This window comes from Paraliomyxa miuraensis (genome assembly GCF_026337845.1).
In the GTDB taxonomy this organism is placed as follows: domain Bacteria; phylum Myxococcota_A; class Polyangia; order Nannocystales; family Nannocystaceae; genus Paraliomyxa; species Paraliomyxa miuraensis.
In genome coordinates this window covers 128,509-153,832 of sequence record NZ_JAOVZF010000150.1, presented here as the reverse complement: position 1 = coordinate 153,832, position 25,324 = coordinate 128,509, and the positions used below count along the sequence as shown (strand labels likewise).

Annotated in this window: 22 protein-coding genes; 12 read left to right on the top strand and 10 right to left on the bottom strand. The window is 71.0% G+C overall.

Annotation, left to right across the window (positions count from 1 at the left end; genetic code table 11):
• Positions 1-2 precede the first annotated feature (2 nt).
• On the bottom strand, positions 3-1,451 hold the full coding sequence (locus OEB96_RS17500; RefSeq protein WP_266217146.1) for a GuaB1 family IMP dehydrogenase-related protein: 1,449 nt from the start codon (positions 1,449-1,451) through the stop codon (positions 3-5).
• Positions 1,452-1,521: 70 nt separating this feature from the next.
• On the opposite strand from OEB96_RS17500, the gene OEB96_RS17495 reads away from it, so the two are divergent.
• Positions 1,522-2,979, top strand: coding sequence for a ferritin-like domain-containing protein (locus OEB96_RS17495; protein WP_266217145.1), 1,458 nt, complete (start codon positions 1,522-1,524; stop codon positions 2,977-2,979).
• A 35-nt stretch (positions 2,980-3,014) separates the two neighbouring features.
• Here the strand turns inward: OEB96_RS17495 and dacB are convergent, their stop codons facing one another.
• Both dacB and OEB96_RS17485 read right to left on the bottom strand, forming a co-directional pair.
• A complete protein-coding gene (dacB, locus tag OEB96_RS17490; RefSeq protein WP_266217144.1) occupies positions 3,015-4,601 on the bottom strand; it encodes a D-alanyl-D-alanine carboxypeptidase/D-alanyl-D-alanine endopeptidase in 1,587 nt (528 codons plus the stop codon).
• Between the two features lie 9 nt (positions 4,602-4,610).
• Positions 4,611-5,972: a S41 family peptidase gene (locus OEB96_RS17485; RefSeq protein ID WP_266217143.1), complete on the bottom strand. Its 1,362-nt coding sequence runs from the start codon at positions 5,970-5,972 to the stop codon at positions 4,611-4,613.
• 209 nt (positions 5,973-6,181) lie between these two features.
• Here OEB96_RS17485 and OEB96_RS17480 point away from each other — a divergent pair, with 209 nt between their 5' ends.
• Genes OEB96_RS17480 through OEB96_RS17470 form a run of 3 tightly spaced genes read left to right on the top strand, consistent with a single transcriptional unit; the run spans position 6,182 to position 10,076 of the window.
• Positions 6,182-8,464 (top strand): gluzincin family metallopeptidase, encoded by a 2,283-nt coding sequence (locus tag OEB96_RS17480; RefSeq protein WP_266217142.1) that lies wholly within the window; start codon positions 6,182-6,184, stop codon positions 8,462-8,464.
• Positions 8,461-9,036: a hypothetical protein gene (locus tag OEB96_RS17475; RefSeq protein WP_266217141.1), complete on the top strand. Its 576-nt coding sequence runs from the start codon at positions 8,461-8,463 to the stop codon at positions 9,034-9,036. Before OEB96_RS17480 ends, OEB96_RS17475 begins: the two co-directional genes overlap by 4 nt.
• Complete coding sequence (locus tag OEB96_RS17470) at positions 9,036-10,076, top strand: HTTM domain-containing protein (RefSeq protein WP_266217140.1); 1,041 nt, start codon at positions 9,036-9,038, stop codon at positions 10,074-10,076. Before OEB96_RS17475 ends, OEB96_RS17470 begins: the two co-directional genes overlap by 1 nt.
• On the opposite strand, the gene OEB96_RS17465 is transcribed toward OEB96_RS17470, so the two are convergent.
• From OEB96_RS17465 to OEB96_RS17455, 3 genes are all read right to left on the bottom strand, one after another.
• The gene (locus OEB96_RS17465; protein WP_266217139.1) at positions 10,035-10,349 is read right to left on the bottom strand and encodes a hypothetical protein; all 315 of its coding nucleotides are present in this window, start codon (positions 10,347-10,349) and stop codon (positions 10,035-10,037) included. The genes OEB96_RS17470 and OEB96_RS17465 overlap by 42 nt on opposite strands.
• Before the next feature lie 99 nt (positions 10,350-10,448).
• On the bottom strand, positions 10,449-10,868 hold the full coding sequence (locus OEB96_RS17460; protein ID WP_323137411.1) for an RNA recognition motif domain-containing protein: 420 nt from the start codon (positions 10,866-10,868) through the stop codon (positions 10,449-10,451).
• 188 nt (positions 10,869-11,056) lie between these two features.
• Positions 11,057-12,190: a hypothetical protein gene (locus OEB96_RS17455; RefSeq protein WP_266217138.1), complete on the bottom strand. Its 1,134-nt coding sequence runs from the start codon at positions 12,188-12,190 to the stop codon at positions 11,057-11,059.
• Between the two features lie 25 nt (positions 12,191-12,215).
• Here OEB96_RS17455 and OEB96_RS17450 point away from each other — a divergent pair, with 25 nt between their 5' ends.
• The 4 genes from OEB96_RS17450 (at position 12,216) to OEB96_RS17435 (ending at position 16,302) form a co-directional block, all read left to right on the top strand.
• Complete coding sequence (locus OEB96_RS17450) at positions 12,216-12,527, top strand: hypothetical protein (protein WP_266217137.1); 312 nt, start codon at positions 12,216-12,218, stop codon at positions 12,525-12,527.
• 2 nt (positions 12,528-12,529) lie between these two features.
• Positions 12,530-14,005, top strand: coding sequence for a sodium:solute symporter family protein (locus OEB96_RS17445; RefSeq protein ID WP_266217136.1), 1,476 nt, complete (start codon positions 12,530-12,532; stop codon positions 14,003-14,005).
• Between the two features lie 87 nt (positions 14,006-14,092).
• Positions 14,093-15,067: a ferredoxin reductase domain-containing protein gene (locus tag OEB96_RS17440; protein WP_266217135.1), complete on the top strand. Its 975-nt coding sequence runs from the start codon at positions 14,093-14,095 to the stop codon at positions 15,065-15,067.
• Between the two features lie 86 nt (positions 15,068-15,153).
• Complete coding sequence (locus tag OEB96_RS17435) at positions 15,154-16,302, top strand: peptidylprolyl isomerase (protein ID WP_266217134.1); 1,149 nt, start codon at positions 15,154-15,156, stop codon at positions 16,300-16,302.
• Positions 16,303-16,393: 91 nt separating this feature from the next.
• Here OEB96_RS17435 and thrS read toward each other — a convergent pair whose 3' ends face one another.
• Complete coding sequence (thrS, locus tag OEB96_RS17430) at positions 16,394-18,445, bottom strand: threonine--tRNA ligase (protein WP_266217133.1); 2,052 nt, start codon at positions 18,443-18,445, stop codon at positions 16,394-16,396.
• 370 nt (positions 18,446-18,815) lie between these two features.
• On the opposite strand from thrS, the gene OEB96_RS17425 reads away from it, so the two are divergent.
• The 4 genes from OEB96_RS17425 to OEB96_RS17410 are packed head-to-tail and all read left to right on the top strand — an operon-like array spanning position 18,816 to position 21,816.
• On the top strand, positions 18,816-19,439 hold the full coding sequence (locus OEB96_RS17425; RefSeq protein WP_323137410.1) for a periplasmic heavy metal sensor: 624 nt from the start codon (positions 18,816-18,818) through the stop codon (positions 19,437-19,439).
• A 14-nt stretch (positions 19,440-19,453) separates the two neighbouring features.
• Positions 19,454-19,696 (top strand): hypothetical protein, encoded by a 243-nt coding sequence (locus OEB96_RS17420; RefSeq protein WP_266217131.1) that lies wholly within the window; start codon positions 19,454-19,456, stop codon positions 19,694-19,696.
• A 57-nt stretch (positions 19,697-19,753) separates the two neighbouring features.
• Positions 19,754-20,437 carry a response regulator transcription factor gene (locus OEB96_RS17415; protein ID WP_266217130.1) on the top strand — a complete coding sequence of 228 codons (684 nt, stop codon included), beginning with the start codon at positions 19,754-19,756 and terminating at the stop codon, positions 20,435-20,437.
• The gene (locus tag OEB96_RS17410) at positions 20,434-21,816 is read left to right on the top strand and encodes a HAMP domain-containing sensor histidine kinase (protein ID WP_266217129.1); all 1,383 of its coding nucleotides are present in this window, start codon (positions 20,434-20,436) and stop codon (positions 21,814-21,816) included. The genes OEB96_RS17415 and OEB96_RS17410 overlap by 4 nt, the downstream gene beginning before the upstream one ends.
• On the opposite strand, the gene OEB96_RS17405 is transcribed toward OEB96_RS17410, so the two are convergent.
• From OEB96_RS17405 to OEB96_RS17395, 3 genes are read right to left on the bottom strand one after another with little or no spacing between them, the layout of a single operon-like run.
• On the bottom strand, positions 21,782-22,564 hold the full coding sequence (locus OEB96_RS17405) for an HAD family hydrolase (protein WP_266217128.1): 783 nt from the start codon (positions 22,562-22,564) through the stop codon (positions 21,782-21,784). The two genes, OEB96_RS17410 and OEB96_RS17405, sit on opposite strands and share 35 nt — an antisense overlap.
• Positions 22,561-24,591, bottom strand: a complete 2,031-nt coding sequence (locus OEB96_RS17400) for a DUF885 domain-containing protein (protein ID WP_266217127.1) — start codon at positions 24,589-24,591, stop codon at positions 22,561-22,563. Before OEB96_RS17400 ends, OEB96_RS17405 begins: the two co-directional genes overlap by 4 nt.
• Positions 24,588-25,214 carry a histidine phosphatase family protein gene (locus OEB96_RS17395; RefSeq protein ID WP_266217126.1) on the bottom strand — a complete coding sequence of 209 codons (627 nt, stop codon included), beginning with the start codon at positions 25,212-25,214 and terminating at the stop codon, positions 24,588-24,590. Before OEB96_RS17395 ends, OEB96_RS17400 begins: the two co-directional genes overlap by 4 nt.
• Between the last annotated feature and the right edge of the window lie 110 nt (positions 25,215-25,324).

Below are 25,324 nucleotides of genomic sequence, written 5' to 3'. Positions count from 1 at the left end.
CCTCACCCCCGCACGCGGCCGTGCGGGGTGCCCTCTTGCCAGCCGCCGGTGGTCTGCACGCCCACCACCACCTGCTCGTGGAAGGCGGGCAGGGTGGCGGCACCCACGTAGGTGAACGCCGAGAGGATCCCCGTGATCGCATCGACGATGATCGAGCCCACGCTCTCGAAGCCCTCGCGCAGATAGATCCGCGAGGTCGAGATGCCCTCGCGAAAGAAGCCCTTCTTGGCCCGGGTGAATGCATCGTCGGTCTCGTTGCGCTCCTGCACCGCGCGCGCCGAGGCCATGCCGTAGTTCTCCTTGTAGAGCCGCCCCTCGCGATCCTCCTTGATGTCGCCGGGGCTCTCGAAGGTGCCCGCGAGCATGGTGCCCACCATCACCCGCGAGGCACCGGCGGCGAGGTAGAGCGCCACGTCGCGGGGATGGCGGACGCCGCCGTCGGCCCACACGTGGCGACCGAGCGCATGGGCCTGGCGCGCGCAGGCGAGCACGGAGCTGAAGCTGGGGCGGCCCACGCCGGTCTGCATCCGCGTGGTGCACATGGCCCCCGGGCCCACGTTGACCTTGACCACGTCGGCCCCGGCCTCGATGAGCGCCCGGGTGCCCTCGGCCGTGCACACGTTGCCGGCCACCAGCGGGACGCCGGGCCCGAGCTGCTGTCGCACCTCGTGCACCGCCTCGAGCATGCGCCGCTGGTGGCCGTGGGCGGTGTCGATCACCAGGCAGCCCACCCCCAGCTCGCGCAGCGTGGCGGCCCGGCGGGCGGTCTGGCCCGAGATCCCCACCGCGGCCGCGACCATCAGGCGCCCCGCCTCGTCGACGGTGGGGCGCAGCAGCTCCGTGCGCACGGCGGCATCCTTCTCGAGCACGCCGCACAGGCGGCCCCCGTCGTCGACCACCGGGACCGCGCGCAGGCGGGCCTCCTGCATCACCTCGAACGCGGTGCGATTGTCGGCGTGGGACGGGAGGGTGACCATGTGCGTCGACATCACGTGGCCCACCGCCGTGTACTGATCGCGGTCGCGCAGGTCGTGCTGCGTGATGATGCCCAGCGGCCGGCGCTCGTCGTCGACCACCACCACCATCCCGTGCGAGCGCTTGCGGATGATGCCTTGCACGTCGCGCAGGGTGGCCCGGGGGGCGACCTGCAGCGGCGTGTCGAAGCGAGGGCTGGCGGTCTGGATGTGCCGGACGATGCGCTCGACGGTGGCGAGCGACATGTCCTGGGGCAGCACGCCGAGGCCCCCATGGCGCGCCACCGTCTCGGCCATGCGCTTGCCGGTGACCGCGTTCATGTTGGCCGAGACCAGCGGGTGGGCGCCCACGGGGAAGTCGTGAGGACGAAGATCCACGTCTCGGCGCGAGCGCCCGTCGAAGAAGCCCGGCACGATGAAGCAATCGTCCAGGGACAGCTCGAGCTGCTCGTCGCGTTCGGGGTGCAGGAAGCGCATCGGCGGGAGCGTAGCAGGACGGGCGACGGGAGGTTTGCGCGGCGTGGGGCGGGCGTGGGATCCTCGAGGCATGGAGCATGGTCTGGCGGAGCTACGCGCCTCGATCCTGGCGGCGCTGGGCCTTTGGGGAGCGGCGTGCGGACCCGCGATCTCGATCGACGGGAGCGCGGCCAGCGGCGACGAGGTCCCGACGATCACCTGCGAGGGGGCGATGCCGATCCTGCAGGCCGACGTGGCGGGCACGGTGCCCACGGGCTGGGAGATCTGCGACGACGGGGTCGTGCATCGCGTGGAGGCGATCGCCTGCGAGGTTCCGCAGCCGCAAGGGCAGAGCTGCGCGCTCGAGGGCCAGAACTGCGCGACCGATGCCGATTGCACCGCGGGCGCCTTTGGGCGCTGTCTACAGCAGAGCGATCCGTTCTTTGGCGAGGAGTTCTGCAGCTGCTCCTATGGCTGCGCGACCGATGCCGATTGCGACGCCGATCAGGTGTGCGCGTGCGGAGGGACCGTCTCGGCCACCCAGTATCCGACGCGTTCGCGGTGCATCGCGTCGTCGTGCACCGACGACGCCAGCTGCGGCAATTCCCTGTGCGCGCTGGGCCAGGGCGAGGACGGCTGCGGGATCTCGTATGGCGCCGCCTGTCTCACCCCCGACGACCAGTGCCGCTCCGATCTCGATTGCATGGACTACGTGGACTGCTTTCCGCAGAGCGAGGGCCACTGGGCGTGCGAGGACTTCTGCTGCTGCGGTCGACCGCTGCTGGTCGACGGCTGCCCGGTGACGGCTCCCGCGATCGTGCGAGCCGACTGGAGCACCGGGCCGACCACCGACGTCTCCGGGCTCCCGGCCGTGGTGCGCCGGCGGATCGCCGAGCACTACACCCAGGCCGCACAGCTCGAGCACGCCTCGGTGGCCTCGTTCGCCCGCTTCACCCTCGAGCTGATGGCCCTGGGGGCGCCCCCGTCGTTGCTGGCCGATGCGCAGCGGGCCGGGCTCGACGAGATCGACCACGCCCGGCGCTGCTTTTGCCTGGCGTCGAGCTACGGGGGGCGCCCGGTGGGACCGGGATCGCTGGCCACGGCGGGCACGAGCCCGGCGACCACGCTCGAGGCGGTGGCCCGGGCCGTGATCGACGAGGCGTGCATCGGCGAGACCCTGGCTGCGGCAGAGGCCCGCGCGGCCCTGTCCCACGCGACCGTTGCGACCGTGCGGGCGACCCTCGAGGCGATCGCGGCCGACGAGCAGCGCCACGCGGCGCTCGGCTGGCGCACGCTGGCGTGGCTCCTGTCGCGCTGCGGCGGTGCCACACGAGACCGACTGCTCGCGCACCTGCGTCGCGCGGTCGAGGCGAGCGTGCGTGCGATGCCGGTGGCGATGGTGGACCACGATCGCGCGTGGCTGCGCGCGCACGGGGTGCTCGATCCGGCCGACCGCCGCGCGGCCCAGGCCGCCGCGATCGCCGAGGTCCTGCACCCGTGTGCGGCGGCCCTGAGTGCATGCGAGGCGCCGCCCGCCTGCCGCGCGTAGCCAGCCGTCGGTCGTGTGCGAGGAGCCGCGCGTTGCTACTCGGCGTCCTCGGCCGTGTCGTCGGGGTCGGACTTGCTGCGGGCCTCCCCCGACAGCGGCAAGCCGGCCGCGTGCCTCGCCAGCAGCTCGACGATCTCGTTCTGTACGGCGCGCGCCTGCGAGGTGTCGGCGCGTCGCAGGCCATTGAACAGGATCGAGAATGCGATCGGATCGCGATCGGGCGCCCCCGCGTAGCCCGACAGCGCCGACACGCCGTCGAGGGTGCCGGTCTTGGCGCGGATCCAGCCCGCGCGCGAGCTCTTGCGCAGCCGGCTGCGGGTGGTGCCATCGACCCCCATGATGGCCAGCGAGGCCAGGAAGTCCGGTCGCACGCGGAGGTCGGCGTAGACCGCCGAGAGCAGCGCCGTGAGCTGGGCGGGGCTGATGCGGTTGGTGTCGTAGAGCCCCGAGCCATTGCCCAGCGAGAGCCCCTCGCTCGGCACGCCCAGGGCCGCGAGGTGGGCGCGCACGCGGCCGAGCGCGCCGTCGAACGTGGCGGGCGAGGAGTCCTGGTCGATCGTCTTGAGGATCTGCTCGGCCATGAAGTTGTTGCTGAGCTTGTTGACCGAGCGCACCAGCACCGAGAGCGGGGCCGAGGCATGGGCGGCCACCAGCGGGGCCTTGGCGGGGACCTTGCCGGTGGTGATCCTGCTGCGGCCCACCTTGATCCCGCCGCGCCGCAGCAGCGAGGCCAGCACCTGTCCCGCGTGGGTCGAGGGGTCGACCACGGGGTAGCGCAGGGTGGTGGCGCTGCTGCCCACGCCCACCGTGCCGCGCAGGCGCAGCGCGATCGCGGGGCCGTCGTCCTCGTAGTCGGCGAACAGCGAGCGGCGGCGGCCGGAGGCGGTGGTGGCCTCCACACCGAGGGTGATGCCCTCCACCGGCGGGACGACCCCGGCGAACGGCGGGCTGCCCACGCCCTCGGCCGGACGCACGTGCACCTCGAAGGTGTTGAAGTCGACCGACATGCAGCCGCTGGGGGCCCGGTACGACGCCAGCTCTTGCTTCTGGTCGAATCCCGGCGGCAGCTCGTCGCGATCGAAGCAGGTGGCGTCGACCACGATCCCCCCCGTGATCCGCTTGATGCCGCGCGCATGCAGGGTCTCCACCAGCTCGTAGAGGTCGGCGCTCACCAGCGAGGGATCGCCGCTGCCGCGCAGATAGAGGTCGCCCTTGATGGTGCTGCCCGAGAGCGCGCCGTCGTCGTGGTAGAGGCCCGTGGCATAGCGGTGGGCGGGACCGAGCAGCCCCAGCGCAGACGCGGTGGTCACCAGCTTGACGTTGCTGGCGGGGTTCAGCGGCACCGTGTCGCCGCGCTGGTAGAGGACCTCGCCGGTCTCGAGGTCGACCACCGACACGCCCACCTGGGCCTCGGCCAGGAATCGCTTGGCGAGGGCGGCGTCGATCTCGGCCACCAGGGCCGGGGCGGAAGAGCCCTCGGCCGGGCCCGGAGCCAGCGCGCGGGCGGGACGGCCGCCGAGGTCGGGGCCCGTGCCCCAGGACAGGAGCGCACCGAGGAGGGCAGCGCACAGACCCAGGCGCCGGGATCGGTGACGTGGAGGGTCGAAGACGGCGTGGGCCACGGCGCCAGGCTACCGCAGGCCGCCGAGCTCGGGCCACTCGGTCTCCAGCTCGGAGGGCGGCGGTACCCGGCGGGACGGAGCGCTCCGAGGGTCGCGCAGCCCCGGTGGCTCGCTGGCGCCAGCGCCCTCGCCCTCGTCGTCGCCCGGGTGGGCCAGGCACTGCTCGGTGGCCAGCAGGTGCAGCGCCGTGGCCAGCGAGCCCTCCTCGGCGTCGCCCAGCTCGTGCATCAGGTCGTCCGGTGCGGCGCAGGTGGGGGGCAGGCCGTCGTAGTAGTCGCCCACGCCGTCGGCGTTGAGCAGCCGGAAGGTGATCGGCACGGCGATCTTGTCGCAGAAGTCGAAGTGCTTGGAGCCCACGGGCTTGCCGCCGGTGGTGTTGCCCACGATCGACACCGGCACGTGCGCGGCCACGGCGTTGATGAGCAGCTCGCTCGCCGAGAGGGTGGTGCCCGTGGTGACGAACACCACGTGGTCGACCGCGGGCAGGGTGTGATCGAGGCGCATCAGCTCGCGCTCGTCGTTCTCGTCGGCGAACGCGTCGTTGTAGCGCACCTGGTAGGCCATGCGGCCCTCGGCGACGCCCCCGGCCAAGAGGTGCATGAAGTGCCGCGCCACCGAGACCAGACCGCCGCTGTTGTAGCGCAGGTCCACCACCACCTCGCGGACCCCGGCGGCCTTCAGCTCGGCGAAGGCTCCGTTGAGCGCGTCGGTGGAGGTGTCGACGAAGGTGGCGAGCACCACGTAGCCCACCGGTCGGCCCTCCACTTCGTGGATGCGCACGGTGGGGACGGTCACGATCGAGATCCAGTCCTTGACCAACGAGACCTCGCGGACCTCGCCCGTGGCCTCCTCGACGTGCAGATCCACCGCGACCCCCGGCTCGGATTCGCCGTAGACGTCGCCCCAGCGGTTCTCCTCGTCGATCTGCTCGGTGAACAGGCCGCCCACCGACTGGATCACGTCACCGCGCTTCATCCCCGCGGCGGCAGCCGGCGAGCCCTCGTCGACGGTGGCCACGACCACCCGCCCCAGCGGGTCGCGCCGGGTTCGGAAGCCCAGGCCGACCACCTTGCCCTCCTGGAACAGCGCGTCGGAGCGGGCCTTGTCGGAGACCCGGCTCCAACGATCGTGGCCGACGCGGAGCTCGGCGACCATCGCTTCGGGCGTGTCGTAGTCGAGCGGATCGATCTGCGGCAGCTCGTCGGCCCACAGATACGCCTCCTGCATCAAGCCGTACACCCACTCGTTCTGATCGGGAACCTCGCAGCTGCGTGGCCCGCCGAAGTCGAAGGGGTCGCCGACCGAGCATCCCGCCACGAGGGCGGATCCCATCGCTGCGGCGAAGAGCGCCGTCACCACCGATTTCACCATGGACTCGATCAACCTACCACGTGGATCGCCTCGCCGACGACGCCCCATCATCGCCATTGGTCGGATTGGGACGCTTTGCCTCCCGCCGCATCGCGAGGATCGGAGCCCCCCAGCGCGCGCAGCCGATGGGCTATCCTTGCGGCGCCATGCACGGCAGCAGCACGCGGCGCCCTGGGGGCGGATCGATGGGCAGTTCGGCATGCGGACCGATGGGCCGGTTCGTGCGGCGAGGACGGGCGCCGTGGGTGAGCGCGGCGACGATCCTCGGGATGCTGATGGGGGCGGTGGCCCACGGCGCGCCGGGGCCCGTGGGGCCCGAGCTCACGGTGGCGCGCAGCCGGCCGCTGGCGCTCTCGCCTCGGTTGTCGCGCGGCGGTCGGGTGGAGCAGCGCGAGCTGGCCCTGCACGGCCTGCCGGTGCGCGGGGCCTACGAGACGGTGCGGGTGCTGGGCGACGGCAGCGAGCAGGTGCTGTCATCGTCGCATCCCACGGCCGCGCCCCAGCTACGCCCCTCCGATGCGCGGATTCCCGCGGCCGACGTCCCGGCCCTGGTGGCCGCGCACCTCGATCTCCATCGAAACGGCGATCGGGAGCCGCAGCTCGAGGGCCCGCCCATCCTGGTCTATCTGATGGTGCTCGGACATCCCGTGCTCGCCTGGGAGACCCAGCTCGCCCTGAGCCTTCGGCCCGAGCCTTCGCGCCCCACGGTGTGGGTCAGCGCGGCCACGGGTCGCGTGCTGCGGGAGCGCGAGCAGGTTCGCGCGAGCCGGGCGCGAGTGTTCGCCGAGAATCCCTCCAAGACCCCCGTGCCGGTGCAGGTCGAGCTCTACGACATCCACGTGGAGGATGCAGGCCATCCGCTCGTGGGGCCGCGGGTGCAGGCCTTCAACTGCCTGGGGGAGGAGCCCGACGAGGTCTCGCCCTGGTGGGACGAGGACGAGTGCTGGCCGGTCCAGACGGTGTTCTCCAACGACGACGGCGACTTCTTCGTGCCCACCCCCAACGTGGTGCTGGTGCAGGACAACATCGACCGCTTCGATCCCTACGCGGAGCTGTCGATGTACGTGCACGCCGAGCGCTTCTTGGAGGCCATGCGGGAGAAGGGCATCGAGCAGTTCAAGTGCGAATTCTCGTCGATGCTGGCCAACGTCCACACCCTCGAGCCCTCGTCGTCGTTCGACTACAGCCCGCTGAACAACGCCTACTACACCAACCAGTGCGACCCCGAGAAGGGGCCCACCATGCTGTTCGGGCAGGGCTCCGAGGTCGACTTCGGCTATGACGGCGACGTGGTCTACCACGAGCTGGGGCACGGGATGGTCGCGCTGCTGGCCCCCGACAACCTCGGCGATCGTCGCCTGCGGTCCGATGCCTCGCTGGTGGACGCGGGGGCGCTCAACGAGTCGCTCGCCGACTACTTCTCGGTGATGCTGACCGACGACCCCCGGCTCGCCGAGTACGTGGGCCGGTTCTGGTCGGGCATCGGCTCGCCCTCGATCCGCGACGCGGAGAACTCCCGGACCTGCCCCGACGACATCGTGGGCCAGTCGCACAACGACGGCGAGCCGTTCACGGCCGCGCTGTGGGCCACCCGCAAGCGGCTGTCGCAGACCGGCAAGGAGGCGCTCGATCGCGCGGTGATCGAGGCGCTGATGCGCATGCCTCCCGACATCGCGCTCGAGGAAGCGGCGGCGCTCGTGCTCGAGCAGGCCGACCTCGAGGTGCAGGACGGCAGCCTGCATCCCGACGACTGGACGCTCCTGCAGCGCTCGTTCGATGCGCGGGGGCTGCTGCATTGCCCGCGCGTCATCACCGACCCCACGCGCGTCGACGACGGCCGCAGCATGAACCTGCGCCGGGCCGACAGCGGGATCCACCCGTTCCATCCCGCGCCCATGCAGCTGCGCTACGAGGTGCCACCGAACGCCGACGACATGGTGGTCGCCTTCACCCTGCGGCCGCGCGGATCGGACGATCCGGTCGAAGGCCTGGTGCTGGTCAAGCGCGGGGATGCGCCGATCGAGTTCGAGTACCAGCTGGTGGCGGTGGACGATCCTCCGCTGGAACCCCCCGAGGATCCCACCGGGCTCGAGGATCCGGTGCGCGAGCTGGTGCTGGTCACCGGCGACTGGGACCTCGAGCTCGCGGGCACCGAGGTCACCGACGACGACTACGTCGTGACGCTCGGTGGGCTCGAGCCCGGCGAGGTGCTGCACGTGACGGTGGTGGACGCGAGCCCCACCGATGCCTCGGTGAGCGGGTTCCTGGTGCGCAGCTCGGCGGCGCTGCCCGACGACGCCGCGGACGGGGGCAGCAGCTCCGACGACGGCGGCGAGGGGCCGGGGGCGGCGGTCGACCGCGTCGTGCCGGGCGAGGGCGCGGCGGGATGCGCCTGTCGGGCCTCGGTCGGCGACCGCCGCGGTGCCGGAGGCGGGCCCTGGGCGCACTTGCTGCTGCTGGGGCTTCGGCGAGCCCGGAGGCGTCGCCCATGAGGGCGCTGTCGAGGGTGGTCCGGGCGCTCGGGGTGCTCGCCGTGGTGGTGGTGATCGTGGGTCCCAACCTGCCCACGGACTGGGTCGGCGCGTGGTCCTCGGAGCTCGGAGGCAAGCTTCGGCAGGTGAGCTTCGTGCAGAGCTGGCGCATGTATGCGCCCAATCCCCAGCGCGCGCAGACGTACATGAACCTCACCGCGCACTACGAGGACGGCACCACGCGGCCGCTTTGGGAGACCGAGCAGGAGCGCAACGGCTGGGGCACGGTGTGGGCGTGGAACAAGTCCCGCGAGGACATCTGGAGGCACTACGCCAACTTCCATCCCAAGCGCGCCAACGATCACCGCACGTGGTACCTGCGGGCGGTGTGCGTTCGTGAGGCCCGGCAGGGTCCCGTGCCCGAGAAGATCGTGATGGAGCAGGTCACCCGCCGCTTCGCCCGCCCCGAGGAGGTCGCGGCCGGCAAGCCCGCGCTGGGGCGGTCCCGTCGAGCGCTGGTCACGGTGGCGTACTGCAAGGTCAAGCAGGTGCGCGAGATGATCGAGGACGACCAGCGGAGGCGATCCGGCTGATGGCGAGCGCATGGACCCGCGGATGGGCGAGCGTCGATCGCCTGCTCGGTCGCGCGATGCTCGACGACGAGGATCCCACCGCGCTGGGTCTATGCCGCATTGCGGTCGTCGCCGTGATGACCGCCAGCATGCTCACCCACCTCGGGGCGGTGTCGGACTACTTCTCGAGCCACGCGACCATCGGCGGGGCCGCGGCCCGCGAGGCGTTCCACTCGCGGTGGTCGCTGTTCTTCACCATCGGCGAGCCCTGGGCCGTGCGCACCGTGTTCGGCATCGGCGTGCTCGCCCACGTGATGTGGATGGTGGGGCTCTACACCCGGGTGGTCTCGGTGATCGCGTGGGTGGTGTGGATCAGCATGGTGGGGAGGCAGCCGCTGCTCTATGCGCTGCCCGACCAGCTCCACACCGCGCTGGCGACGATCCTGATGGTGGTTCCGGCCGGCCGCGGGCTCAGCCTCGACGCCCGCTGGCGCGGCAAGGGGGGGCGGGTGCCCGTGTGGTGCCGCCGGGTGCTCCAGCTCCAGATCGCGGTGGTGTACGTGTCCACCGGGGCGCTCAAGACCGGCGAGACCTGGCGCGAGCAGGGCACCGCGCTCTACTACACGCTGGCCAATCCCTACAACCGGCACTTCGTCATGGACCGCGCGCTGGCGCTGGTCCAGCCGTGGGTGCTGCGGCCGATGACCTGGGCCGTGCTGGTCTACGAGGTGGGCTTCGGCGGGTTCGTGCTGCTGCACTGGCTGCGCGAGCTCCTCGGCCGCCCGCGGCGCTTTCCCGATCTGCGCAAGCCGTTCCTCGGGTTCGGCGTGCTGATGCACCTGGGGATCCAGGCGCTGCTCTACGTGGCGTGGTTCACCCCGATGATGCTCGCGGCGTACACGGTGTTCCTGAGCCCGGACGAGGTGAAGACGATCGGGGCGTGGCTGCGGCGGCGGTCGCCCGAGGTCCCCGCATCCGATGGCGAGCAGGCGGTGCAAACCGCTCGCTCGCACTCGAGTTCAGCTCAGCTGTCGGCATCGCCGGCACAGGCGGTGCTGTGACCCCGTGGACAAGAACCGCTGCTCGCAGGCCAGACACTCTCGCATCGAGGGCCAGGTGCCGTTGATCCGGCACTGCTGCACGATCTGATTGGTCAGGCCCAGCAATGCGGCCCTCGCACGAACCGAGCGGGCCGAGTGTCCGTGCTCGCGCATCCACTTCAGCAACGCCGCTTCGTCCTCGACCAGACCGCGGAGGATCCGTGCGTCCTGCTCACGGGTGAAGGTCGCCGCCGAGGGCTGGTCGGACGAGTCGGACGGCGAGTCGTCGGTCATCGAGTCGCGCTCCGATCGATCGTGCAGGCCTTGGCGATGCCATCGAGCTCCGCTCGCTGCGAAGCTCGATGGGCAGGAGGTCCAGGATCCAACCAGGTGCTAGTAGCGCCGGCCTCCGGTGCGACCGCCACCGCCACCACCGTAGCCGCCACCGCCACCACCGTAGCCGCCACCTCGACCGCCGCCGCCGCCGCCGCCGCGCTCACTGGCCTCGTTGACGCGGATCGACCGGCCATCGAGCATGCTGCCATCCATCTCGCGCATCGCGGTCTGGGCCGCGCTGCCGTCTCCCATGGTCACGAACCCGAAGCCACGCGAGCGGCCGGTCTCTCGGTCCATCACGACCTTGGCTTCGACGACCGGGCCATGCTGGCCAAAGGCGTTCTTGAGCCCTTCGTCGTTCGTATCCCAGCTCAATCCGCCTACAAACAGTTTGTTCGACATTTCGTTCTCTTCGTGCGTCGAGCGCCACGCCCTGGGCGTGGCGCTCGTTCTTCGTTGGTCGGCACCCGGCATCATCGCCGTCGGCCATCGTCCTCGCCAGCTCCAGCGTGGGAGCTCGCGAACGAACGCCGTCGGCCATCAATCCGAGCGAAAGACCGCTTTATACCCTTGGATCGAGCAGGTTGCACGCTCCTCCCCGTGAAGCGACTCACGGAGGGCTCCGGATGACCGTTCCTGTTCTCCAGCATCCACGTACGTGCCAGCTACGGCACCTCGAGCAGCTCCACGCGATCGATCGTCCACCCGTCGGCGGTGCCCGAGTCGTCGCTGCCGAACACGAACCGCAGGTAGAGCGGGTCGTAGCGGGCAAAGCCCTCGAGGCGAAAGCGTGACTCGGTCCACCCGTCCTCGTCGGGGTTCTGCCCGTGGAATCCAGGCTGGCCGTCGGGGGGCACGTGCGTGGTGCCGAGCGTGCCCGAGTCGTAGAGGGTGCCCGACACCGGCATCAGCACGGTGAAGCCGGTGGTCGGATCGTCGCTGACCTGGAGGTTGCCGCCGTCGGTGATCACGGGGCCGGCGGATTCGAAGTCCATGAAGTGGCGCACGCGGATCTCCAGCGCATCGTGAACGCATCCGCGTCGTAGCTGGATCGGCGGCGAGCGCAAGATGCTGCTCTCGTCGTCGAGGTAGGGCCCGGCGAGGTTCGTGCTCCACACCCCCGAGTGAGGGCCGGGGCCCACCCCGGGCGCGGCCATCCCCTGCGCCCAGCTCGGCGGTGGTGCGGCCGGGTTGCCCGCCAGCGCGGTCCAGCCCTCGGGGCCGCGATCGAACTCGAAGACCACGCCACAGAACGTGCACCCGCTGACGTCCTCGCGGCACTGCGCGTTGCAGATCGCGTCGCCGGCCACCCCGGCGCCGAGGAAGGCGCAGCTGCCCGGCAGCGGCTGCCCCGGGGGCTCGCACTCCTCGACCCCAAGGAGCATGCCGTCGCCGCACCACGTGCACGCGGTGGTGTCGAAGCGGCAGGTCAGCGGGTTGCAGTCGAGGACCCCGCCGGTCAGCGGCCCGGGAGCCTCCGGGTCGTCCACGTCGGCGCAGGTCAGCCCGGAGAGCCCCTCGAGATCGCAGGGAATGCCGCCGCAGTCGCACTGCTCGTCGCCTGCGATCACGCCGTCACCACACACGGCGGGCGGAGGCGGCCCGCTCTCGTCGAGCGCGGTCGTCGTGATCGGGGAGGTCGAGGTCGACTCCGCATGACTCGTGCCCGTACCTTCGCCCGGGCCCGAGCCAAAGCCCGGCCCCGGGTCGGGCACGTCGACCGGGCAGCCCACCGCGGTCACGGTCGCGAGCAGCCCGAGCAGCCCGAGCGTCGGGCGACGGATGCGGCGCGGAGCCATGAGCTGTTCTACCATCGGACCCCCCGTGGCCGACCCCGTCCAGGCCCCCGTTCGGGCCCCCGTTCGGGCCCCCGTCCGGGCCCCCATCCGGGCCCGGCGCGTGCTCACCGTCGCGCTGCTGCTGCTCGTGGTGCTGCACGTGTTTCCGCTGCCGCTTGGCGATTCCGACCAGCTGCTGGCGGGCTTCATCCCCTGGGATCTCGCGTATCCCCTCGCGTGGATGGCCATGGCGTCGATGGTGGTCGTGTACATGACGACCACCCCGTGGCCCGACGAGCCTCCGCCCGAGCGGCAGCCGCGGCCACTGCAGCCGCCGTCGCGGGGTGACGATCGATGAGCGTGGGCGCGACCTTGTTGCTGGTGTGCCTGGTCTACCTCGCGGTGGTCCTGGCGATCGGGGCGGCCGCCTATCGACGCACGGGTACGGGATCCGAGGAGTACTTCCTGGGCGGCCGCACCGCGAGGACGGTGGTGCTGTTCATGGCGCTCCTGGGCACCAACGTCACGCCGTTCGTGCTCATGGGAATCCCCGGTCAGGCCTATCACCATGGCGTGGGCGTGTTCGGCCTCAACGCGGCCATCGTCGCCCTGGGCATCCCCTGGACCTTCTATGCGATCGGGTGGCCGGCCTGGAAGGCGGCGCGGCGCGTGGGCGCCATCACCCCCGCCGAGCTGTTCTCCGAGCGCCTGGGCAGCCCTGCGGTGGGCGTGGTGCTGTTCGTGGCCTTCGTGGTCTACACGCTGCCCTACCTCGTGACGTCGGTGCTCGGGGTCGGGATCGCCGTCAGCACGCTGACCCACGACGCGGTCACGCTGCCCGTGGCGGCGGCCCTCATCCTCGTGGTGACGCTCGGCTACACCGCGGTGGGCGGCATGAAGGCCACGATGTGGACCAATGTCTTTCAGGGCGCGGTCTTCATGGCCTTCATCGTCGTCGCCTTCTTCGCGGTGGCCGATGGCCTGGGCGGGTTCTCGGCCGCCACCGAGGCCGTGCGCGAGGTGGCCCCGCAGCTGCTCCGCAAGGGGGACCGCCCCCCGTTCGCGCCCGGGGCCTGGGCCTCGTGGGGGCTGGCGATCTCGCTGACGGTGATCGCCTTTCCCCACATGCTGGTGCGGATCTTCGCGGCTCGCGACGTCACCGCGCTCAAGAACAGCTGCCGGCTCTACCCGGTGTCGCTGGTGCTCCTGTGGGTGCCGGCCGTGGTGTTCGGGGTGTGGGGCGCCGCGGCGATCCCGGGCCTGCAGGGGCAGCAGTCCGATCGGATCTTCCCGCTGCTGGTCCAGGCCCACATGGGCCCGGTGATGCAGGGGATCGCCCTGGCCGGGGTGCTCGCGGCGGTCATGTCGACCGTCGATGCGCAGCTGCTGACGCTCGGCTCCATGCTCAGCCGCGACGTGGTCCGCCGCCTCGCCCCGACGCTGCCCGACCGCCTCGAGGTGGCCTGGAGCCGCGGCTTCGTGCTGGTGCTCTCGGTGGTCACGTTCCTGGTCGTGCTGTGGCGGCCAGCCTCGATCTTCGGCATCGCCAAGTTCTCGTTCTCGGGCTACGTGATGCTCGTGCCCACGATGTATGGGGCGCTGCACTGGCGGCGCACGACGGCGGCGGGAGCGATCGCCTCGGTCGTGGCCGGCAACGCGATCTTGTTGGCGACCTGGACCTTGGAGCCTCCGCTCGGGGGCCTGCTGCCCGTGGCCTGGGGCCTGCTGGCGGCCATCGTCGCGCTGGTGGTGGTGTCGTGGAGGACTCGACCGCCGCCCCCGGCCGTCGTCGAGCGGGCGCTGGGACCCGCGGGCGGCGCGTCCGCGGGGGCCTGAACGGACGGTCGGGGTGGGCGGGACCGGAGGCGGGAGGGCGATTGACGGTACGCGCCCGCGGCCGAGTGTCCTATGCTCTGCCCGCTCATGGCCAAGCAGCTCGAGTACAACGCCACCCTCGTCGAACGCATCGATCTCGAGCCCGCCTTGTCGATCTTCAAGGTTCGCCCCGACCAGATCACGCGCAAGGGAGGGCCCGACGAGCCGTGGTTCGTGCCGGGGCAGTACCTGACGATCGGTCTCAATCGCGTGGAGTCGGGGGAGGCGGCCGAGGGCGAGGACGATCCCCGCCCGCCGTCGGTGCGCCGCCCCATGTCGATCGCGTCGGCTCCCGAGGAGGGTGAGACGGTCGAGTTCTACATTCGCTACGTCGGCCAGCCCGAGTCGGATCTGCCGCTGACCCACCTGCTGTGGAAGATCCAGCCCGGGGCGCGCATGTACTGCCGGGCGGTGGCCACGGGCAAGTTCACCGTGCGCGACACCATCGGCGACGACGATCCGCGGGTCAAGCTGTGCGTCGCGGCCGGGACCGGGCTGGCGCCGTTCATCAGCATCGCGCGCAGCCGGATCCTCCGCGATCCCAAGGCGCGGCTCGACGACATCGCCATCATCCACGGCGCGAGCTACTCGATGAGCCTGGGCTACAAGGACGAGCTCGAGCGGCTCGCCCAGGAGCACGGCCTGCGCTACGCCCCCACCATCAGCCGGCCCAAGGAGGAGCCCGAGTGGACCGGGCTCGGCGGGCGCGTGGAGGCGCTGCTCGAGCCCGATCGCATCGAGGAGACGGAGGCGGCGCTGGGCCTGTCGGCGGGCGAGCTGCGGCCCGACAAGGCGGCCGTGCTGATCTGCGGGCTCAACGGGACGATCGCCCAGACGATCATCAACCTCAGCTCGCGCGGGTTCGTGCCCGACAACCGCAAGCTGCGGCGGGCGCTCGGCATCGGCGACGAGCGCAAGGCCTCGGTGTTCTGGGAGCAGTACGACAGCACTCCGGTCATCGATACCAACGACACCGCGCTGATCGAGCGGCTTCGGGCGCAGCTTCAGGCCGCGCTGGGGTGAGCATGCCGGGTGCTCGGTCGGGAGCTCGCGGGCTCGGATGCATGCTCGCCGCGATGCTGCTCGGGGCGGGCTGCAGTCGAGGCTCGGTGAGCGAGACTCCCGTGGAGCAGGCGGCCGATGTTGGCGAGCCGATCGCAGACGAGCGCGCGGCCGCAGCCGAGGCCGCCGAGGCCGGCGGGGGCGGGCTGGTGACGATGGTGGAGCAGCAGGTCGAGGCCGCGCGACGAGCCGCGCCGCCCGCCGTGTCGGCCGTACCGTCTGCCGTACCGCCGGGAGCAGAGCTGATCGCGGTGGTGGGCGGCATGCCGATCCCACGCTCGGCGTTCGACGTGCTCTACGCGCTCAAGGAGAAGAAGTACCGCGAGCGTGGACGGGAGATCCCCAGCTCGGCCAAGCGGCGCTATCGCAAGGCCATCGTGGAGCGCCTCGTTCACCACGAGCGTCTGCGTCAGACCATCGCCACGCTGGGGGAAGACGTCGACCCGGCCGCGATCGATGCCCGGTGCGAGCAGCAGCGCCTCGGGATCGAGGACTGGGTCGCGCATCTCGAGCGCCGGGGAGAGACCGAGGCCACGCTGCGCGCCATGATCGAGGCCGAGCTGCGCGAGAGTCTGATCCTCGAGCGCGAGGGGGCGCTGGTGGTGAGCCGGGCCGACATCGAGAAGGACTACGCGGCCATCGAGAGCGAGTGGGTCTCCACCAAGCCCCGCGTGCGGGCCTCGCACATCCTGATTCCATTCGACGAGTCGCTCGATCGCACACGGGCCGAGGCCAAGGCGCTGGCGGAGGCGCGCAAGCTCTACGAGCAGATGAGCGCTCCCGGGGCCGACTTCGAGGCGCTGGCCCGCGAGCGCTCCCATGGCCCCAGCTCGCGCAAGGGCGGCGACCTCGGGATCTTCACCGAGGACCGCATGGTCGCGGAGTTCTCCAAGGTCGCGTTTTCGCTGAACGTGGGCGAGATTTCCAAGCCCGTGAAGACCAAGTTCGGGGTCCACCTCATCAAGCTCACTGGCAAGTGGCCACCGGGTCCGCTGCCGATCGAGGCGCTGCAGGACCAGATCGAGGAACGCCTGCGGCAGCGAGCGCTGCACTCCGGTCGTCGCGCGCTGAAGGACCGGCTCGAGCGCGAGCTGCCGGCGACCCACCACCTGCTCACGCCCGAGGAACTCGCGCCTCCTTCGCCGCGGGGGCCAAGCGTCACCGTCGATCGCGAAGACCTCGAGCCCGAGCAATAGCGCGACGAGTCCCGTGTGTGGCTGACGGCCGAGCGCTCGCGATGACGTCGACCATCGCGAGCGCTCGTGAAGCGGTTGTTCACCGCCGGGCCTACTCGGCCGCCCGGGCCGCCGCCGCGCGCTTGCGCAGCGAGGTGACCAGCGCGGGCACGTCGAACGGCGGCAGCCCCTGCACGAACGCGCTCACGCTGCTCTCGCCGAGGTCTTCGGCATCGCGGCAGCGCACGTTGATCGTCCCGGCCTCGACCTCCTTGGCGCCCACCACCACGAGGTAGGGCACCTTCATCATGGTGGCGGTGCGGATCTTGTAGCCGAGCCGCTCGTCGCTGGCGTCGAGCTCGGCGCGCAGGCCGGCCTCGCGCAGCTGCGCGACGACGTCCTTGGCGTAGTCGAGCACCTTCTCGGACACCGGCAGCACCCGGACCTGCTCGGGAGCCAGCCACAGGGGATAGGCACCCGCGAAGTGCTCGGTGATGATCCCGAAGAAGCGCTCGAGCGAGCCGTAGCACGCCTTGTGCACCATCACCGGGGTGTGCCGGCCGCCGTCGGCGCCCACGTACTCGAGCCCGAAGCGCTCGGGCATCGAGAAGTCGACCTGGATCGTACCGCACTGCCAGGTGCGCCCGATCGAGTCGCGGATGTGGAAGTCGATCTTCGGGCCGTAGAAGGCCCCATCGCCCTCGTTGACCTGGTAGGGGCGCCCGACCGCCTCGAGAGCGCCCCGCAGAGCTCCCTCGGCCTTCTCCCACATCTCGTCGGAGCCGATCGACTTCTCGGGGCGCGTGGACAGCTCGAGCCGCACGTCGTCGAGGCCGAACACCCCGTAGACCTCGAAGTAGAACGCGATCAGCATGGTGATCTCGGACTCGAGCTGCTGCGGCGTGCAGAAGTGATGGCCGTCGTCCTGCACGAACGACTGCACGCGGAACATGCCGTGGCGCACCCCGGAGGGCTCGCGGCGGTGCACCTGGCCCATCTCGGCGATCCGCAGCGGCAGCTCGTGGTGGCTGTGCATGCGGTGCCGGTAGATGATGAGGTGTCCCGGGCAGTTCATGGGCTTGACGGCCATGGCCCGATCCTCCTCCACGTCGGACAGGATCTTCTCGGGGTCGTCCTTGTCCCGCAGCTTGCGCCGCGTGAAGAACATGTTCTCCATGTAGTGGTCGTAGTGCCCCGAGGTGTGCCACGTGGTCTCGGGCAGGATGAGCGGCGTGCGGACCTCCTGGTACCCGTGATGGCGCAGCCGCGATCGCATGAACTCGATGAGCGTGTTGTAGACCAGCGCTCCGCGCGGGTGCAGGAACGGGAAGCCCGGGGCCTCGTCCTCGAAGTGGAACAGGTCGAGCTTCTCGCCGAGCACCCGGTGGTCGCGCTTGCGGGCCTCCTCGAGCATGTGCAGGTATCCGTCGAGATCCTCCTTGGTGAAGAAGGCCGTGCCGTAGACGCGCACCAGCTGCTCGCGGCTGGCGTCGGCGCGCCAGTAGGCGCCCGCGATCTTCATCAGCTTGGTGTGTCGCAGCCACTTGCTGCTGGGCACGTGGGGGCCGCGGCACAGGTCGATGAAGCTGCCGGTGCGATAGAAGCTCACCGTGGGGGCATCCGCCGCGCCGGAGAAGGCTCCCTGGGCCTGCAGCCCCTCGATGATCTCCTGCTTGAAGGGGTTGTTGCCGCCGTCGATGGCCACGTACTCGCGGTAGACCTCGGAGTCCTTGGAGCTGGCCTCGCAGCGCACGAACGGGGCGTCGGCGTCGGCGAGGACCTTCATGCGTGCCTCGATGCGCGGGAAGTCCGACTCCGACAGCGAGCTGCCCTCGGGGAGGTGGATGTCGTAGTAGAAGCCGTCGTCCGTGGTGGGGCCGATGGTGAGCTGGGCTCCGGGCACTTCCTCGAGGATCGCGGCCGCCATCAGGTGGGCGGCCGAGTGGCGCAGCGTGTCGAGGCCCAGGGGGTCTTCGCTGGTCACGATTCGCACGCGGCTGCCGTCGGTGAGCGCGTGGCCGAGGTCCACGGGTCGATCGTCGACCACGCCGAGCACGGCTGCCTTGGCCAGGCGCGGCGAGATGGCCTTGGCCAGGTCACGGACCGTGCTGCCTAGCGGGAGCTCCTTGGCGGAGCCGTCGGGGAGCGAAACGGAGATGCTCATGATGGGATGCCTCGAAAGCGTGACGCGGGGTCGGTCTGGTGGCGGTGGCCGAGCGTGACGGCCGAGCGTGGTGGTGGAGGGTAAACCAACGAAAAAACCCCCGGGGGCCGGGGGTTCTCGCATGCGAACACACCACACCGGCCGGCTACGCCGAGTCGGTAGTGGTGGTCGTGTGGATGCGTGCGTGCATCGTCATGGCAACCATATCGCGTGCGCGGCTGGTGGCAAGGCCGAATGTGGATGCGCAACGTGCGCTGGCCGCGGCCCGTCGCGGCAGGACCGGCGAGGTCGCCTTCACACTTCTTCATGAAGGCGGGTCTTGGGGCTTAACACTCGCGGCTCAAGCTCGAACCCAAGGAGAACGACCCAGATGTTCGGATTCGTCCTTGGAGCATTGTGTGTGATGGGACTGGGCGCCATGGCCCGGCGACGACGCTACTGGCGTGCCTACCATGACAGCGGATGGGACAGCGGATGGGGCAGCGGTTGGGGCCACGACCCGGGGTGTGGCCCCGGTGGCTGCGGCGATGGCTACGGCGGGCATCATGGGCATCACGGTCATCACGGTCCGTGGTCCGGTGGTTGGCATGGACCGGGCGCGGGCGGCGGGTACGGCCGCGGTGGCATGGGCGGTCGATGGTGGCGGGGCGGTTTGTCCATGATGATGCGCCGGCTGCAGCTGACGCCCGATCAGCAGACGGTGGTTCGCGAGGAGCTCGAGCAGCTCGGACGGACGCTCCGCGAGCATCGGCAGGAGTGGCACGCCAGTCGACGTGACGTGGCGGCCGCGCTGCGCACGGAGAGCTTCGACGAGACGGTCATGGGCGAGCTGTTCGGTCGCCACGACGAGCGCCTCACCGAGGTACGCAAGGCGGTGATGGAGGCACTGGGCCGGATCCACGCCGTGCTCGACGACACGCAGCGCCAGCGGCTGGCCGAGCTCGTCGATCGCGGGGCCGGCCCCTGGCACCCGTTTCGCGGAGACATGGTGTGAAGGGAGGCAAGGTCATGCGAGCGATCATCGGAAGTCGCGTGGTGATGGGCCTCTTGGTGGTGGGAGCAGTGGTGGGCTTCGGCTACGAGGCGCATCAGCGTGGGCACTGCCGCCACGCCCACGCCGATCGGCTGACCCGGGTGTGCGTGGAGGCAGCCCTCGGTCGGGGTGACGCCGACGCGGGATGGCACGGCCATCGGGCGCGCTGGGTGGCCGAGCGCTGTGCAGCCCACGCCCAGCAGCTCGAGGGCCCCTGAGCCCGTACGCCCGCGGCGGGTCACCCCCGTCGCGGGCTGCTACCGTTGGGGTACCCCGTGTCGCTCCGCCTGCTCCTCATCGATGACGACGCTCGTCTCCACGCGCTGCTCGAGCGCTTCTTCGGCGAGCACGGGGTGACGCTGCAGTACGCGTCCGACGGGCAGGCGGGACTGCGAGCGCTGCAGCAAGGCGCCTTCGATGCCGTGCTGCTCGACGTGATGATGCCGGGCCTCGATGGGCTGGAGACGCTGCGGAGGATCCGGGAACGGAGCCCCGTCCCGGTGCTCATGCTCACCGCGCGCGGTGACGAGACCGATCGGGTGGTGGGGCTGGAGCTCGGGGCCGACGACTACGTGCCCAAGCCGTTCAGCCCCCGCGAGCTGCTGGCGAGGGTGCGGGCCGTGCTGCGGCGCAGTCGCCCCGAGGCGCTGGGCGAGCACCTCTCGGCCGGAGGGATCACGGTGGACGTGGCCGCACGCGACGTGCAGGTCGATGGACAGCGCGTGGAGCTGACGGGGCTGGAGTTCGATCTGCTGCTGGCCTTGATCCGACGGGCGGGCCGGGTGGTGCCCCGCACGGCGCTGCTGGCCGAGGCCGGCCGCGACGACGTTGCGGTGGGCGAGCGCACGGTCGACGTGCACATCTCGAAGCTGCGCAAGAAGCTCGGCGACGACCCCAAGACCCCTCGCCGGATCCAGACCGTCCGCGGAGTGGGCTACGTGCTGGCGAGGGAGCCATGAGGGGGCATCGGCACCATCACCATCGCCATCACCACGGCCATCATCACCATGGCCAGGAACCGCATCGCCGTCGCCGCTTCGCGCCGCTGGCCTACTACGTGCGCAGTCGGCTGCGGCGACGGCTCTTCGTGTGGTTCGGCGTGACGATCCTGCTGTCGGGCATCGTGGCGGCCACCACGGTGGGGGCGCTGTCGGGCTCGCGGGGCGGGTGGCGAGAGTCGCTCGAGCGCGTGGCGACGTTCGTGGGGCATCGCTTCGGCGAGGTGTGGGACGATCCCGTGGCGCGCGATCGGCTGGCCCAACGAGCTGCGGATGAGCTGCGCCTGGCCATCGAACTCCACGACGCAGACGGCCAGACCATGGCCCGGTTCGGAGGGACGTGCCCGCCGCGCTCGGCCGAGCTGAGGGCACCCGTGGTGCGTGACGGTCGGGTGCTGGGCGAGCTCGCCGCGTGCCAGACCGAGCCGCTCCGCGCCGATCGATCCGCAGTGGGGCTCGGCTTGCTGGGAGTGCTGGGGGTGCTGTGGGCGGCTTCGGGGGCGATCGCCTGGCGGCTGACGCGACCGCTGGCGCAGCTGGTGCAGGTGACCCAGGCGTTCGGCGAGGGCAAGCTGTCGACGCGGGCATCGCTGCCGCGGGGGCCGGGCGAGCTGTCGGTGCTCGCCCGCACGTTCAACGACATGGCCGATCGGATCCAAAAGCAGATCGCCGACCAGCGCGAGCTGCTGGCGGTGGTGAGCCACGAGATTCGAACCCCGCTGGGGCACATGCGCGTGCTCATCGACCTGGCCCGCGATGGCGAGGACCCGGGCATCCTCGACGAGCTCGAGCGCGAGGTACTGGAGGTCGACCGCCTGGTGGACAAGCTCCTGGCCAGCTCGCGGCTGGAGTTCGATCAGGTCGATCGCCGACCGCTGCGGGTCGACGAGCTGGTGGCTCGGGCCCTGACGCGCGCCGAGCTCCCGCCGGAGCTGATGGTGGTGGAGACGGATGCGCTGACGATCCATGGCGACGCCACGCTGCTGTCGCGCGCCCTGGCCAACCTCGTCGACAACGCGCGCGTGCACGGCGGGGGCTTGCGGGCGCTGCGGGTGTACCGTCGCGATGGATCGCTGTACCTGGCCGCGGAGGACGAGGGGCCCGGGCTTCCGGTCGAGGATCGCGAGCGGTTGTTCGAGTCGTTCGTGCGGGGTGGCGGCGGGGGCAAGCTCGGGCTGGGGCTCGCGCTGGTCGAGCGGATCGCCAGAGCCCACGGGGGTCTTGCGTTCGCCGAGGATCGTGAGGAGGGCGGTGCGCGGGTGGGGTTTTGCCTGCCCGAGAGCAAGGACGAGCCTGGCGAGGCTGCTACCCCTGCGGTGCGAACGCGCCAAAGTCGGTGATCGACGGAATCCCGGGGTCGACCAGTATCGAGCGCATCGAGTGGTCGGTGGCCAGGTGGATCACCAGCGCCTCGGGAAAGCTGCGTCGGTAGTCGTTGACGTGGGTGGGCTCGTTGTCGAACACCACCTGCACGCTGCCCACGGTGGGCAGATCGGCGTGGACGCGGGCCTTGAAGCCGTCGTCGTCCTCGTCGAGCGATGGCTTCATCCACAGTCGCACGCCCTGGTCGTCGGGGAGCGGAAGGGCGAGCCGCTCCATGCTCTCCACCGTGCCGTCGCGCATGCCCTCGTGGCGGCCGGTCAGGTAGATCACGATGGCCCCGGCGGCCCGCACGGCGCCCACGAACGGCGCCGCACCGGGCACGGGTCCGTCCACGCGGCAGTACTCGGAGGTGAAGAAGCGGTCGCGCCAGCACACGCGGTAGGGCTCGACGTGGGCCTCGACCTCGTCGGCGGGCAGCCCAGCGGCGCGCATGGCCGCGCGGAAGTCCCAGCCCGTCCAGTGCTCGGGGCGACAGCCGGCGAGCGAGGCAATCCCGTGCTCCCGGCCATACTCGGCCAAGATCCGGGCCTGACGCGGCTTGTTGTCGAGCAGGGTCGAGTCGAGGTCGAACACCACCACCGCGGCGGGACGGCCCGCCCGGGCGACGGCTTGCTGGAGCAGGGTGGTGGCGTCGGTGCCTCGGCGGAGATCGAGGGCGGCGAGCACGGGGTCGACGGAGGAACCGGGCAGGGTATCGTGGCTCATGGGGACGTCGGAGTCTCGGGGGCCGGGGCCTCGTCTTCGAGGGCAGGCTCGTCGGAGGGCTCGGAGGGCTCGCTCGGCGTGGCGGGTGCGTCGTTCCAGCCCATCAGCAGGGGAAGACTGTGGATCGGCGGAGCGCCGTGCGAGAGCGCTTCGTCGTGGAATGCACGGGCGTCGAACGTCTCGCCGGCTGCGGACGCACGGGCCTGCGCTTGCTCGCGCAGGCGCTTCCAGTCCTGTGCTCCGACGAAGTAGGTGGATAGCTGGGTCGAGGTCACCTGCGCCCGCACCCACTTGGCCTTGGCCTCGCTCTCCTGCTGGAACGAACGGAACACCATCAGCTCGAGCGCCTCGAGCTCGTCCATGGTGCCCGCGTGGAGCGAGTGGTCGAGCAGGGCATTGGTCACCGTGCGCAGGTAGAACTTGAGTCCGTGCAGGGCGATGGCCTTGGCGCGAAGCCGAGGCTCGGTCATCACCTTCCACACGCGCTTGGAGACCGAGCCGGGGCGGTCTCCCGCCGGGGCGGCTCCGTCGTAGCCGGCGTCGACCATCACGTGCTCGGCGTAGACCGCCCAGCCCTCCACGAACGGGCCGTTGGCGAGGATCTTGCGGATCTTGGACCCGGAGGGCTCCTTCTTGGAGTAGTAGAGCTGCACGAAGTGGCCCGGGATCGCCTCGTGGATCGAGAGGATCTCGAGCATGAAGTCGTTGTACTCGCGCAGGTACGAGTCCTTGTCGGTCTGCGGCCACTCGGAGGGGATCGGCTGCACGAGGTAGTAGCTGGGCAGACCCTGGCTGCGACCGGGTTGGGCGGCGTCGAGCGGGCCCGGAGCCGCGAGGCCTGCGATGGCCACCCCACGCTGGTGGGGCGGCGTCCAGATCACCTGGAGCACCTCGCCGTCGTCGAGGGTGACCACGCCCGCCTCGCGGACGAAGGCATCGAGGCGGGCGAGCTTGGCCTCGATGACGTCGCGCAGCTCGTCGGGCGAGGGGTGGGCCTGGGCCAGCTCCTCGAGCACGGCCGACACCAGCGCGGCCTGGCGATCGCCGGAGCTTCGATCGATGGTGCGGCGCTGGGCCGGGGTGAGCAGCACGTCGGCGAGCTCGGTGGCGAGCTGGACCATGCGCCCGCGGACCGCGGCATGCTCGAGGATCGCCCGCCGCCGCACCTCGTCGGCCGACAGCTCGGTGTGGAGGGTGAGCCGCAGCTTGCGCTCGAACGCGTCCTTGCCCAGGCGCCAGTCGGCCGCCGCCTCGGGCAGCAGGGCCTCGGAGTGCTCGCGGAGCTCCTGCACCGCCTCGCGGGCGGCCGGGCTGGCCGCGGTGACGGCCTCGAGGGTGGCCGGGGCGGCGCCATCGAGGCGCGCGGGAAGCTCGTCGATGAGCGCGAGCACGCCGTCGAGCTGGCCGCGGGCGACCTCGGTGTGCGGTCCCATGACCTGGGCGGGCTGGAGGTTGGCGATGGCTTCCTCGCACAGCGTGGGCAGGCCCTGCAGGCGGGCCGCCACCGCGCGGGCGCGGTCGTCGACCGGCGCGTAGTCGCGGGAGACCAGGTCGTCGAGGCCGCTGCCGATGAGCTGCGAGTACCACATGGGACTGCGCAGCCAGGGCTGCTCGATCTCGTGCGCGAAGCGCTGGAGCTCGAGCTCGTTGCGCAGCATGTCGAGGTCGACGCGGTCGGTGGCGTCGAGGCTCTTGGGGTCGATGGCCGAGAGGCGGCCGATCCCGTCCTCGATGCGCTGGCGGTCGGCGTCGATGCTCGCGGCCGAGAGCGACGGCCACTGACCGTCGAAGCGGTGCTCGCCGAGCCCGGTCGCGGTGACGGGATGGGACTGGAACCAGGCGTCGAGGATCGCGGCGCTGGCCGCCTCGAGCGGAGGCACCTGCGGGGCGGGCTCGTCGGCGGGCGGGATCGGTGGCGGCGAGTCCTTTTGGCAGGCGCTGGAGGCGAGCAGGGCGAGACCGAGGCCGAGCGCGGCCCCAATCCGGCGAAGGGGGCGACCGGTGGTGAGGCGGGGTGATCGAGTCATGCGGTGGTCACCATCGACGGGGGCAGGTGTCCCGTCTCGTTGAAGCTGATGAGGGCTTCGAAGCCGTTGGCGTAGACCCGCAGCTCGCTGATGGAGGCGTGGGCGATGTCCATCATCGCCCACGCCTCGTAGGGCAGCCGGAGGGTGCGGGCCACGAGGTAGCGGATGAGGTTGCCGTGGGCGAAGAGCAGCACGAAGGAGCGACGCGTGGGGGGCTTGAAGAAGCGGTCGCGGATCTTGTCGATCTGCTGGTCGACGAACACGCGGCCCTCGGAGGGGGTCGCCTCGAGCCCGATCGGAAACGACTTGAACTCGGGGCGCTCGGGGTCGACCAAGGGCACCAGCTCGTGCAGGTACCGCTTGATGCGAATGTTGTCGAGGTCCATCTCGCGGCCGGCGATCTCGGCGCTCTGGGTGGCCCGCGGCCACGGGCTGGCATAGACCCCTTCGAAGCGACCGCTGGCGGAGTCGACGAGCTGGGCCAGCCGGCGACCGACTCGCACGGCCTGTCGCCGCCCGAGCGGGCTGAGGCCCCACACCGTGTCGCCGAGGTTGCCGGTCCGCTCGTAGTGTCCATGCCGCATGAGGAACACGCGGCGACAGATGGGCGGCTCGTGGCTCATGGCAGGAGCGATCTCATAACATGGGCGGGTGGGCGTCGCACGGGCGATCGAGGGGGACCGCACGCCCCACGGGAGCGCGCGCCGCCGTCCCGGGCCCGGTGACGGGCCCT